Source organism: Sphaerochaeta sp. UBA5836 (assembly GCF_002432845.1).
In the GTDB taxonomy this organism is placed as follows: domain Bacteria; phylum Spirochaetota; class Spirochaetia; order Sphaerochaetales; family Sphaerochaetaceae; genus Sphaerochaeta.
Genome location: NZ_DJGW01000017.1, coordinates 31,238 through 44,329, shown reverse-complemented (window position 1 = coordinate 44,329; position 13,092 = coordinate 31,238). Strand labels below are relative to the sequence as shown.

At 54.5% G+C, this 13,092-nt stretch carries 10 protein-coding genes; 6 read left to right on the top strand and 4 right to left on the bottom strand.

Features of this window, described 5'->3' with window-relative positions:
* Positions 1–62: 62 nt before the first annotated feature.
* From B3F49_RS01460 to ligA, 4 genes are all read right to left on the bottom strand, one after another.
* A complete protein-coding gene (locus tag B3F49_RS01460; protein WP_293908649.1) occupies positions 63–1,403 on the bottom strand; it encodes an ATP-dependent 6-phosphofructokinase in 1,341 nt (446 codons plus the stop codon).
* A complete protein-coding gene (locus B3F49_RS01455; protein WP_293908648.1) occupies positions 1,400–1,780 on the bottom strand; it encodes a winged helix-turn-helix domain-containing protein in 381 nt (126 codons plus the stop codon). The genes B3F49_RS01460 and B3F49_RS01455 overlap by 4 nt, the downstream gene beginning before the upstream one ends.
* Positions 1,771–3,069 (bottom strand): aminotransferase class I/II-fold pyridoxal phosphate-dependent enzyme, encoded by a 1,299-nt coding sequence (locus B3F49_RS01450; RefSeq protein WP_293908647.1) that lies wholly within the window; start codon positions 3,067–3,069, stop codon positions 1,771–1,773. Before B3F49_RS01450 ends, B3F49_RS01455 begins: the two co-directional genes overlap by 10 nt.
* 64 nt (positions 3,070–3,133) lie before the next feature.
* Positions 3,134–5,224, bottom strand: coding sequence for an NAD-dependent DNA ligase LigA (ligA, locus tag B3F49_RS01445; protein WP_293908646.1), 2,091 nt, complete (start codon positions 5,222–5,224; stop codon positions 3,134–3,136).
* 111 nt (positions 5,225–5,335) lie between these two features.
* Here ligA and B3F49_RS01440 point away from each other — a divergent pair, with 111 nt between their 5' ends.
* The 6 genes from B3F49_RS01440 to B3F49_RS01415 all read left to right on the top strand — a co-directional run.
* The gene (locus B3F49_RS01440; RefSeq protein ID WP_293908645.1) at positions 5,336–7,297 is read left to right on the top strand and encodes a molybdopterin cofactor-binding domain-containing protein; all 1,962 of its coding nucleotides are present in this window, start codon (positions 5,336–5,338) and stop codon (positions 7,295–7,297) included.
* Positions 7,294–7,845, top strand: a complete 552-nt coding sequence (locus tag B3F49_RS01435; protein ID WP_293908644.1) for a 2Fe-2S iron-sulfur cluster-binding protein — start codon at positions 7,294–7,296, stop codon at positions 7,843–7,845. The genes B3F49_RS01440 and B3F49_RS01435 overlap by 4 nt, the downstream gene beginning before the upstream one ends.
* A complete protein-coding gene (locus B3F49_RS01430) occupies positions 7,829–8,716 on the top strand; it encodes an FAD binding domain-containing protein (protein ID WP_293908643.1) in 888 nt (295 codons plus the stop codon). The genes B3F49_RS01435 and B3F49_RS01430 overlap by 17 nt, the downstream gene beginning before the upstream one ends.
* Positions 8,717–8,734: 18 nt before the next feature.
* The gene (gene dnaE, locus B3F49_RS01425) at positions 8,735–12,202 is read left to right on the top strand and encodes a DNA polymerase III subunit alpha (RefSeq protein ID WP_293908642.1); all 3,468 of its coding nucleotides are present in this window, start codon (positions 8,735–8,737) and stop codon (positions 12,200–12,202) included.
* Positions 12,203–12,241: 39 nt separating this feature from the next.
* Positions 12,242–12,898, top strand: a complete 657-nt coding sequence (locus B3F49_RS01420) for a YggT family protein (protein WP_293908640.1) — start codon at positions 12,242–12,244, stop codon at positions 12,896–12,898.
* A 3-nt stretch (positions 12,899–12,901) separates the two neighbouring features.
* On the top strand, positions 12,902–13,092 hold a 191-nt coding region (locus B3F49_RS01415; protein ID WP_293892945.1), incomplete at its 3' end, for a hypothetical protein.

The following is a 13,092-nucleotide window of genomic DNA, read 5'->3' as shown; positions in this document are numbered from 1 at the left end:
AAAATGCTCATACCGAGCGCACATGGATAAGGGGAAGCATTTCTGCCTCCCCCTTTTGGCCTTCAGTCAAACTTGAAATTCTTCATCGATAATGGCTGGCGGGTATTTTCCAGTACATCCCTCCACAACGAACCTTCCAGATCGACATGATTGCGACTCGAAACCGCCACCTTGATCGGCAGATGCACGAACCGGTTGTGCAAGAGCCCGATGAGCGCCTGCGTCTTGCCCGACATTGCCGCATGGACGGCATGCGCCCCGAGTCGGGCGCAATAGATGGAGTCGTAGGAGTCTGCCGGAGCGCTGCGAATGATGTAGGACGGATCGATGTATTTCACATTCATCTCAATCCCCTCGCGCTTGAAGAACTCATTGATTCGGTCCTTGAGGAAAATCCCGATGTCTTGGAACTTCACATTGCCTGAAGCATCAAGCTCTTTGCTGGGGGGCATCAACTCCTGTCCGGCTCCTTCGCTGACCAGCACAACAGCATGACCGCGGTCGAGTATCCTCCGCCTCAGGTGTTCCAGCAAGCCGTTGGGGCCGTCGAGGTCGAACGGATTCTCAGGAATGAGGCAGAAGTTCACATCGCTTTGGGCCAAAGCCGTCTGTGCGGCGATGAAGCCCGATTCACGACCCATGACCTTCACGAGGCCGATGCCGTGAATGGAGTTCTTGGCCTCGACATGGGCGCTTCGAACGACTGGAACCGCCATCTGAACCGCAGTATCGACACCAAAGGAGCTCTGGATCAAGGAAAGATCATTGTCGATGGTCTTGGGGATGCCGATGATGGAAATCTTCAGACCGCGTTTCTTCACCTCTTCGTAGATGTCGTAGGCACCCCGCAAGGTACCATCACCTCCGATGGTGACCAGAATGTTGATATTCAGCTTCTCCAAGGAGTCGACAATTTCTTCGACCTGCTTGCCGCCGCCGCGTGCCGAACCGAGGATGGTACCACCCTTCTCCTGAATATCATCAACGACATCGGGATCGAGGGTGATAAGCGGCCAGGGGCTGTTCTCAAGCAACCCTTGGTAGCCGAACTGCACCCCGCTGATCCTGCGCACCCCATAGCGGTACCAGAAACAGCGGACAACCGCACGTATTACGTTGTTCAAACCCGGACAGATGCCTCCGCAGGTGACAATGGCAGCATGAACATGGGCTGGATTGAAGTATATTTTCGCCCTCGGGCCTGCAACCTCCACCGTCTCTTCATGACGCGGCACAGGATGACCGTTCTCATCGATGTCGGTGTCGATACCGAACAGGATGTGATCGTCGTCGCTGACATAATCGGCCTGCCCATCGTTCTGGGTGGTGCTCATCATGATCGGGCTCGAGATTTTCGCCTCGCCGAGTACCGGAATGTTAAAATCCAATTTCTTTGTTGTCACACTTCACCTCCAGATGCATCTTGAGCTTCAAGCAGGACCGCCAGGTCCTGCCTGAAGCGTTCGAATGGCTCGTTCAAATCTTTCTTGGCCTGTTTCTCAAAATTGCGGTACAAGTCAAGAAAGGATACCGCAAAGGCAGTGAGGGTTGCACCCTCACGACTCGATCCACCCTTTCTTCGATTCAGAACAGCAACTCCCAGGCTTTTTTCCAGGTTCTGCACCATGGCAAAAGCCTTCGAATAGGAGATGCCCAAAGCCGATGCAGCCTTGCGCAACGAGTTGTGCTCCGCCACCATATCCAGCAACCAGAGCACCCCGATTCCCATGAATTTGCTGCCTTCCTCGTCGACGAGGTAGAGCTTTGCCTTTAGTTCCATGCTTCTCCTGCCGCCTGGTAAACCAAATCCACCAGTTCAGCAATCTTATCACATTCTACCGAACAATAGGCAAGTCTGAGAGTCACATCGGCAATATTGATGCAACCGACTTGATAGGCCTCCAGCAAATGGCGGCGCAGGGCCTCAGCACTTCCCTTGGTCTTGAAAGCCATGAAGTAGCCGCTATTGAATGGATAGGGCGTCAACAGGGGGTTTCCTTCATGTTTTTTAAGCGCTTCCTTGAGAATGCGGTAGCGCTTTTCCATCTCCGTCCTTGCAGAGAGCTTGTCTGCCTCGTAGCGGACCCCTTCCTGCATTGCCTTGACGAGCAGGCTCTGTCCGGGCCTGTCACAGTTGGAGACCGTACTGCGGATAATACCCAACGTCTTCTTGTTCAACGCATCGAAGTGGGCCTCGGTCAGGCCCTTGGCACCATAGGTTATGAACCCGATGCGGAAGCCCCACACCATGTCCTCCTTTGTTGCAGCATCACACTTGACGGCGAAGATGTTGGAGTGGGCATCGCAGAGATAGGCAAAGAGGCTTTCCGTTGCAGTCTCCTCTTCGAAGAACAGGCCGTAATAGGCATCGTCGCTTATGACCATCAGCTTCATGCCGCCTTCTGCAAGCTCGATCAGGGCAGCGGCAATGGCGGCCATCTCGACTTTGCTTGGGGTATACCCGGTGGGATTGTTGGGGAAGTTGAGAAGCAGGCGGGCTTTTTTATCGGCTATGGACAAGAGTACCTGTTTCATGCCCTCCACATTGAAACCACCTGCCTCGTTATACAGGGGGAAGGTAAGCACATTGGCATTGACCTGATGGGCAAAGATCAACTCATAGTTGTCCCATGCCAAATCGGGAATGACCAAGGTGTCGCCCTCTTGGGCAAAAAGCTGGGCGAGCATGCTCAGTCCATGGGTGAGGCCTGCCGTCACGATGGGAAGCGAGATGGATTTACCTGCAAGCGACGGATTCTTTGCAAGCATCTGCTTTTTCCAAAGATTCCTGAGTTGCTGGTCCCCTCCACCGGGGGCATACGAGAAGAGATCGGAGGGCTTGAAGGAGTTCTCGGCAAACTTGTTGTAAATGTCCGACAGATGCATGGGTTGACCATTGGAAGTGGCCATACCGATCGTGGCATTGAAACGAGTTGCCTTCTGGCCGGCTTCGGCGCTTTGGGCGACGATTCCCTTAGGGAAAAACATCCTTTGCCCGACGTCGGAGAGCAGTGCATCCACGATGGTGTTTTGCAAAGTCTCATTCAGTTCAGTGGCTAGTGCGTGCATAACATGTCCTCCAGTTATGCATTACTGTATATACGGTTTCCCAAAAAATGTCATTAATACCCGGCTAAAAATCGAACTCTCCCTGCATATCCTCCATATTCTCCGGTTTTGTCTTCAACATATTGAGAAACGTTTGCTCATCAACAACCGTCACCCCCAGAGAACGCGCAGCCTCAAGCTTGCTTCCTCCTCCTGATCCGGCCAGCAGGTGGGTGGTCTTGCCGGTGACCGTACCGACCGTCCTCCCCCCTCGCTTGGTCACTTCATCCATGGCGAGCGATCGGGGGTTGAAATGCTCAAAGGAGCCGGTTACACACCAGACTTGGCCGCTGAAGCTGTCGTCGAGCTTTTGCATCCGGTCCTCTTTCTCTTCCATGCAGAGGCCCAAGGACGCAAGGCGTGCAATCCTCTGCTGCATGAGAGGATCAGAGAGGGCTTCGATGTAGAGAGCCGCACTTTTCTCTCCGATCTGCTTGATCGAAGTAAGCCGCTCGATGTCCTTGCGCTTGGCAATATCGAGCAAGGCCTCCATGCTGGTTATGCCGCTTGCAAGCAGTATCTCAGCACTCTTTTTCCCCAACTCGGGAATGCCGAGGGCAACCAGGACCCTGCAAAACGGCTGAGCCTTGCTCTTTTGGACGCCCTGCTCGATCAAGCGGATTTTCTTTTCACCGAATCCCGCTTGATTGGAGAGGGCCTTGCGATAATCGATCCGATAGATATCATCCACGTCCTTCAGGTAGCCCGACTCTATCAGGACCGAAGCAGTCTCGGGACCGAAGTTTTCAATATCCATCCCCTCCTTGCCGATGAAAAACTCAATGCGACCCCGTACCTGGGCAGGACACTCGTTGTTGGGGCAGAAGGTATGGGCACCTCGTATTGTAAGCGTGCTATTGCAGACCGGACAGCGGGAAGGCATGGTATAAAGGCCTTCAGACGCTTCGTTCTTTTCAATGACCCGCTCTACAGCCGGAATCACATCCCCCCGTCGGGATATCTCCACCGTATCTCCGATTCCCAACTCAAGCATGTTGATGTAGTCCTGGTTGTGCAAGGTGATATTGCTGATCGTCGACCCCGCCACCTGAACAGGAACCACCCGGGCGACCGGGGTGACCCGTCCCGTCCGTCCTACCTGTACGTCGATGGACTGCACGACAGTCTGTGCCTGCGGAGACTCAAACTTGTAAGCCAAGGCCCACCGGGGGTGATGGCCGGTATACCCCAGCAGTTCACGGGCCGGCACGGAGTTCACCTTGGCCACCAAACCGTCGATCTCATACTCCAGCGAACTTCGTTTTTGGGTATATTCCTGAATATAGGAGGCAAGGTCGGAAAAACTGCCGCCGAAGCCTGAAAGACCTGCTTCCCTGAGAGCCTGCCGCGCCTGGCTTGCGTCCTTTGCAAAATACCCGAGGTTCGGATTAAGCCTGAAACCATAGGAAGCAAGCGTGGAAAGAATCTTCAAATGGTCGGGATGTACAACATCCTCCCAGAACCCCTCGTAGACGAAAATCTGCAACGGGACCTTGGCAACTTCACTGCTCTTGGTCCTTCGAATCGTCCCTGCTGCAAGGTTGCGGGGGTTTGCAAAGGGCACTTCCATTTCGGCATTCAGCTTGGCAAAGTTTGCCTTTGGCAGATAGATTTCCCCGCGGACAGCCAGACTTTCTGCAACCGGAAGCCTCAACGGAATGGAGGCGATGGTCTTGACGTTGGCAGTCACATCGTTGCCCACCGTTCCATTGCCACGCGTCACCGCCCGGACAAGCAACCCATCCTCATAGTACAGTACAATCGAGATACCGTCGATTTTCTCCTCAATGACAATCCCCACGTCCTCGCCGATCTTGGTCTCGGTCTTCTCAATCCAGGCAAGCAACTGTCCATCACTGTAGGCCTTGTCGAGGCTGAGCACCGGGATGGAATGGGTCACCTCCCCCAGCGTCGAGTCGAGGTCGCTGCCCACCCGTTGAGTCGGCGAATCGGGACGCTTGAGGTGGGGATACTTTGCCTCCAAGGCAACCAGCCGGTCGAAGAGCCGGTCGTACTCCAAATCACTGACCAGGGGACGGTTGTCCACATAATAGGCTTTCTGATAGGCGGCAAGCTGCTCGACAAGTGTGTGGATTTCATGTTCTAGTTCATTCATGGTTCTGATTGTAAGGCTCTGAGGTCACCCATTGCAAGCTGTGGTCGGGTTTCTCTCATTGCTTTGATAAGTCGTACATGGTATCTTTCATAGGCGAGAGAGGGAGAGAGCATGGCAGACAAGAAACCATCGACAAACAAGGCGACAACGCTTCACGGACTGATTGTCACCTCCACCGTCGATGCCGGCCGGATCGAGGAGATAACCCTTCCCGAACTCGATGGCAATTTCACCTTGGTCACCACCCGTGACATTCCCGGCACAAACCGGGTCCGCACCCTCGATGCCGCTACACCGCTGCTTACCTCATCGACCATAAGCTACCATCAGCAGCCAATTTTGGCCCTGTTCGGTTACGACAGCGAATCGGTACAGCTCAAAGCCAGGGAAATCAACATCTCCTATCAGCTGCCTCTCGCCCAGGACAGTCCGGCTGCGGTGATCGAGTCGACTCCCTACACCTACCATTTCGGATCCCTGGAAAGTGCTGCAAGTGATGCAAATCTTGCCGTTCTTGAACGCACCTATCGGTACAGTGGCTCCGACTACCAAAGCAACACCCTCACCCGCATCAGCGTAGAACAGGAAGGCGATATCCTGCACGTCCATGCCCCCACCCAATGGCCCAGTCATGTACGGGAAACGGTCAGTGAAACCACCGCAATCCCCAAGCGGAAAATCATTGTTCATCGCCTTCCGTTCTACGCTCCGCACGATGAGATGCTCATCAATCCTTCGGCTCTCTGCTCGATTGCCGCCATAGCCTGCCTGAAGGCTAATTGCCAGACCGACCTGCTCTGCAAAGTCGAAAGCTTTCGTCCCGACATCTCCATCAAGCGCAAAAGCTGGTACTACAGCGACGGCCGGATCCAGGCCGAGGACATCCGGGTGCAGGTCAATCAAGGGTGCGAGCCGATGTTCAGTGACGAGATGGCAAACCAGCTCATCGCAGGTCTGGTTCCCCTCTACCCTTTGCAGGCGCTGAGCATTTCCATCATCTTCACCACATCCAACACCCCTCCATCCCACTTTTTCGGAGATCTCGGGTATGCCGACGCCCTCTCCAGCACCGAAGCCCACTATTGCGCACTGGCAAAAATCACCGGCTACAATCCTCTCTCCTGGAGGCTGAAGTTCACATCCGAGAACACCGGCCACACCCAGGTCATCAGAACAGACAAATACAGCAAGCTCAAGGACCTGATCACTGCGGTGAGCACCCGTTGCGATTTCCAGCGCAAGAATGCAGCCTATGAGATGCAACGCCGGATGCGTGTCAAGCTCTCCACCTTCTTCAACTACAGCAGAGGCACAGCCCTTGCGTGCGGAGCTGGTATCAGCGGCTTCTCCAGCGAGTGCCGCTCCCTTCCCCAGCAATCAGTGCAAATCACCCTCAAGCCGAACAACAAGGTGGAAGTGAACACATCCTTCTACAACAACGGATCGAGTGCCGAAATATGGCGTCAGATTATTTGTGAGGAGTTGGGAGTCACCAAAGCCGACATCTCTTTCATAGAGGACCAGAAGGAGATGCTGGACAGCGGCCCGTCGGTGCTGTCAGCCAACAGCGGCCGCATGCCCCAGCAAATCCTGCGCGCTTGCAACCAGATCAAGGAAAAACGCTTTGTACAGCCCCTGCCGATTTGTGAGAGTGTGCTCTCGCCAAAACAACCGGAGACCAAAGGCTCGCTTTTTTACAGCAACGTCTGGATAGCCCTGGTCCTGGAACTGGAAATCGATGCGGTTTTTCTCCAACCTTTTGTGCGCTCGGTTTGGGTTTCCGTTTCCCTTTCGCGCGTATTTGACGAGCAGGTGCTCAAGAGCAAAATCCGCCATACCATCGTCTCCACCCTCAGGGAGGCGGGTGCTCTGCTTTCCCATCGAAACACCTTTGAGATTGACATCTCCATCACCAGTGATGGTGAGCAGATCTCCTCCTCGGTTACCAGCGCCCTCAAAGGGGTGGTGACCGCAGCCTTCATCTCCGCCCTCGAGCAAGCCCTCGGCACCCCTGTGGCCAAGATTCCTGTGGACGGAGCAACCTTGCTTGCAGCCATGCGGGGGAAATCATGAAAATAGAATGCACCATCGACGGCAAGGCACTCTCCCTCTCGGTGAATTCAAACAAGCCGCTCTCACTCATCCTGATGGAGGATGTGGGGAACAGGACCATCATCAGTCACTGCCGGGGAAAAGCATGCGGGAACTGCATCGTCCTGATCAACGATGAAGCAGAGCTCAGCTGCATCATTCCCGCATTCCGATTGAGGGATGCCAATATAAGAACCTTTGAGAGCTATCAGAAAACACGCCAGTACCGTGACATCGAACGGGCCTACCTGGCCACCGGCAACACCCCGTGTCCCAACTGTTATGCTTCCAAGACCCTTATCATCGAATCCATTCTCCAAGAGCTCACCAACAACACCCGAATCAAGGCTCTGGGCAGGAACAACCTCCCCCTCCGGAATGAGGAACAACATGAGGAAAAGCTGGACAAGAAGGCCATCATCCAAGAACTCAGCCTCAATACCTGCCAGTGCATGGATATGTCGGAAATGATGCAGATCGTCGAGATAGCCCTTACCTACAGGAGGCGCAAGCGTGTACGAAGGAATTAGGTCTCCTGTCATCCATACCCCGAAGACCCTCAGTGAGTTCGCGACCATCGCCTATCGCTATCCTTCTGCAATCATTTGGGCCGGCGGCAGTTACCTGATGAGCCAAAAAGAGTACTATCCAAGCGAAATCAAGGATGGAATCATTGACCTTGGCTCGCTGGAGGAGATGAAAAAGGTCACCCGAAACGACCGATTCGTTGAAATCGGTGCAATGGTTACCGCCAGTCAGCTGCTCTATGCCGGAAAACTTGTCCTGCCCCCTGTCCTGCAGGAGACACTGCGCACGCTGGCCTCGCAAATCGTGAGACGACAGATCACCATCGGCGGAAGCCTGTGCGTACCTGACATCCGTCTCTCTCTCTCGACCACATTGGCGGTGCTGGATGCCATGGCCGAGGTGAAATATTACCAGGGCGGCAAGGTTTCCACCCATTGGATCCCCATCGCAAAACTCTATGACAAGGATGGGAAGCTCCTGCTTGGCTCTCAGAAAGCCCTGCTCACCCGCATCCGCATCGGCCTTGAATATGGCGATTACCAGCGATTCGTTTGTGTTGAGGACCCTATCCGCAACACCGACGAATGTGTTATAGTTGCCTTCCAGGCAAGCCGATCGCAGAACTCGCTATCCAAAGTCCAGTTCTGCATCACCTTTCCCAGCAAGGCCTTCCACATCAGCAAGGACCTTGAGTCGAAGTTGTCGGGAATGACCCTCCCGATTCATCCAGAACGGGTCAATACGCTCTCCTATGAGCTGGTATCCGAATTGACCAAAATGCACTCAGGAATCAGTGAACTGCAGCTTGAGCGTGGAAGAAGGATTTTCGAGTCCTTCCTGCACGATCTCAACGCCCAGACACTCTCATCCTGAGCACGTGGAGCACTCTACATGTCTGAGCTTGAGTCCGAAATTGCAACAAAGCAGAGCAGGTTCGTCCATCTGCACAACCATACCGACTTCTCCCTTCTCGACGGGGCCGCCCCCATCGGCCGCTACATGGAGAAGGCGAAGAGCCTGGGCATGACCAGCCTGGCCATCACCGACCATGGGAACATGTTCGGAGCCCTGCGTTTTTACTATGCCGCCAGGGATGCCGGCATCAAGGCCATCATCGGATGCGAGTTCTATTGCAATCCCGGCGGGCATACCGAGCGACCTGCTCCAGGCGGCCGGAAAACAAACCAATACCACCTTATTCTGCTTGCAATGAACGAGAAAGGGTATCACAACCTGATGGAGCTCAACTCACTCTCCTATACACAGGGTTTTTACTTCAAGCCGCGCATCGACGATGAACTGTTGGCAAAGTACAACGAAGGGATCATCTGCCTCTCTGCATGCCTGGGTGGAGAAATCCTGCAGCACCTGCTCAATGACCAATACGAGAAAGCAAAGCAGCGCGCCCTTTGGTTCGCCTCCGTCTTCGACGACGGGCGCTACTATCTGGAGATGCAGGACCATAACTTGCCCGAACAGAAACGCACCAATCCCCTGCTCAAGCGGCTCAGTGAGGAGACCGGCATACCCTTGGTCTGCACCAACGACATCCACTATATCGAGAAGGATGATGCCAATGCCCATGACCTGCTGCTCTGTGTGGGCACCAACTCCAAGAAAAACGATCCCGACCGCATGAGGTTCCCCAACCAGGAATTCTACATGAAGAGCGAGCAGCAGATGGCCTCGCTGTTCAGCTGGTGTCCCGAGGCGGTGGAGAATACAGGGAAAATCGCCGAACGCTGCAACCTTGAGATTCACTTCCCCGGACCTCTTCTGCCCGATTTCGAAGTACCCCAAGGCTTTGATGGACCGGCAAGCTACCTGCGCCATCTCTCCCATGAAGGATTGAAGAAGCGGTACAAGCACGTTACCGATGAGTTGAAAAAGCGGCTGGACTACGAGTTGGATGTCATCATCAAAATGAAGTTCGAAGGGTACTTTCTCATCGTCATGGACTACATCCAATGGGCCAAGCAGCACGACATTCCCGTCGGCCCGGGGCGTGGCTCCGGTGCAGGCTCCTTGGTCGCCTACTCGATCGATATCACCGACGTCGACCCGATCAAGTACAACCTCCTGTTCGAACGCTTCCTCAACCCCGAACGGGTAAGCATGCCGGACTTCGACATCGACTTTTGCTTCGAACGGAGGCAGGAAGTCATCAACTATGTAACCGAGCACTATGGGACCGAACGGGTGGCCCAGATCGCCACCTTCGGAACCCTGAAAGCCAAGGCTGTCGTCAAGGACGTCGCCCGGGTTCTGGATATCCCTTTTGATGAGTCGAACAATATCTGCAAACTCATCCCCGATGATTCCAAAATGACCCTTTCCAAGGCGTTTGAACAGAATAAGGAGCTGGTGGAGCTTGAGCAGAAAGGCGGCATCTACGCCGAACTCTTCGATGCGGCACGCCGTCTGGAGGGCTTGAACAGACACACATCCACCCATGCAGCCGGAGTGGTCATCGGCAAGGAAAGGTTGGTCAACTATGTACCGCTCTATCGTGATGCCAAAACCGGTGCCATCTCCACCCAGTACACCATGGACCTCATCGAAGAGTGCGGTCTGGTCAAAATGGACTTTTTGGGCCTGAAGACCCTGACGTTGATCAAGCACACCGAGGACCTGATTCATAAAAAGGACCCGACCTTCACCAGTGCGGCAATCGATGAGCAAGACCCCAAGACCTTTGAGATGCTCTGCCGGGGCGAAAGCGCCGCAGTCTTCCAGTTTGAAAGCCAGGGCATGCAGAACATCCTCAAGGAGGCAAAGCCCTCCAACATCGAGGACCTGGTCGCCCTCAATGCCCTCTATCGTCCCGGTCCCATGGCCTATATCCCCCAATTCATCAACTGCAAGCTGGGTCGTCAGCCCATCACCTACGCCGATCCTGAATTGGAAGACGAGCTGAAGACGACTTACGGAGTCATTGTCTATCAGGAACAGGTCATGAAGGTAGCCCAGATTATTGCCGGCTACTCGCTGGGCAGTGCCGACATTCTCAGACGCATCATGGGCAAAAAGAAAGTTGCAGCCCTCGAGAAAGAGAAGGTGAAGTTCATCGCCGGGGCGAAGGCGCTGGGGCGCAGTGAACAGCATGCCTCTGAAATCTTTGAGATGCTCGAGCCATTCGCAGGATACGGCTTCAACAAGAGCCATGCAGTTGCCTACTCGGTCGTTGCCTACCAGACAGCCTTCCTCAAGGCGAATTATCCCGCCGAGTTCTGGGCGGCCAACCTCACCAACGAGATGGGCAGCCCCGACAAGTTCAGCGAGTACCTGCAGATTGCAAAGGACCAAGGCATTGAGATTCTTCCCCCGTCGGTCAACTACTCGGACAAGCACTTCTCCGTTGTGGACGGCAAGATCGTCTACGGCCTTGCCGGCATCAAGAACGTTGGAGAGGGGGTGGTCGAAATGCTTGTCCAGGAGCGGGAGGCACACGGCCCCTACAAGGACATTTTGGACTTTTTGACCCGGCTTGACGCAAAAGCCATGAATACCAAGCTGTTGGAATCGCTGATCAAGGCAGGGGCTTTCGACACCATGGGAACCAACCGTCCCACATTGCTTGAAAACCTTGCCGATACCATCCTCTATGTGCAAAAGCGCAAGGAAGCAACTGCCTTCGGCCAGATTTCCCTCTTCGACGAGGAGACTGAGGCTTCAATGGAAACCTTCAGCATGAAAGCGGTCGAGGACTGGAAGCTGCCCGAGAAACTGGAAATGGAGAAAGACCTGTTGGGGTTCTACATCTCCGGACACCCCTTGGATGCCTATAGTCAGGCAATCAGAGAGCGGGTGACGGCCAACACCGCCCATCTGGAAACAATCGGTTTCAACCGGCCTACCAACATCATTGCGATGGTCAGCTCGATCAGGCCCTTCACCACCCAGAAGGGGGGCATCATGGCCTTTTTGCAGCTCACCGACCGCAATGCAACCTTCGATGCAACCTTGTTTCCCAAGATTTTTGAACAGTACCGAGACATTCTGCACGTCGACGGCATCTACGGGTTTGTCGGAAAGTTCGACAACTCCAGAGGCAACGATAAGATTTCCTATCTGATCGAACAGATCTTCGAGGACCCCAACCAGCTATCTCCGATTGCCGTCTCGCGTTGTCATATCGAGTTGGAGAAGTCGTTTTGCAGCACCGAGCAGATCTCACACCTGCGGGACACCTGTCTCTCCTATGGAGGAAGCTGCAGCGTCCTGCTCCACTTCAGGACAGAGGGGGAAAGCATGCCTCTGGTCGTCGAGTGCGGCCGTGAGTTCTCCGTCCGGTACTGCGACGAGATTGAACCGGCGTTGAGGGAAAATCCCTCGGTGCTGAATATTTGGTTCGACTAATGGAAAAAAGTTCTGTATCTTGAAGATTGGAGGAACAACATGAACCAAACCTACTATGACAGCGGAGTTCCCATCATAGCGGCATCATCCAATGTCTTCATGACCATTGCCTCGATTGCTGCTTCCCTGCTCTCCTTCTATTCGCTGCTGATCTGGCTCAGGATTGTTCTCACGTGGATCCGCATCCCGGGACAGATTCAGGAAAATCCGCTTGCCGCCCTTTTGGGCAGAATCGTCGACCCGTACCTCGCGTGGTTCAGGGGAGTCAGCGGCCTCAAGCGGAGCCGACTGGACCTGACACCGCTGCTTGCCCTTGCGGTTCTCTCGGTCGTCCAGTCCATGCTGCGTCTCTACGGATCCTACGGGCGCCTTACCGTAGGCATGGTCTTTGCCTTGGTACTACAGACGCTCTGGTCCTACCTGATCAGTCCGGTGTTCTGGTTTTTGATCATCCTCTTGGGCATACGCCTCGTTCTCTGCTACAAGCGCAGCCCGGGGATCATCGGGTACATCTCCATGCTCGATTCCATGATCGGCGGGGTGCTGAACTGGGTGCAGAGGCTCTTCTACCCCAAGAAAGCCATCAATGACCGTCAGCTGGTCATCACCAGCCTCGTTTTCTTCATCGCCGCCTATATCGGATCTTCCCTGTTGCTGCGTTTTATGGTGGACTTCTTCGCCAAACTCGGATTCTGATCCATGGCGTACGTCCGCGGCCTGAAAACCAGTATCACCGAACTCAGTGGAGTCGGGCCTGCCGCCAAGGCAGGCTATGCCGAGCTGGGGATTGCCACCTTCAGCGACCTGTTGCTGCTCTCCCCCCGCACCTGGGAAGACCGCAGCAAAGTACATCCACTGGGCTTGGTACAAGACTCACAGATGGCCAACAC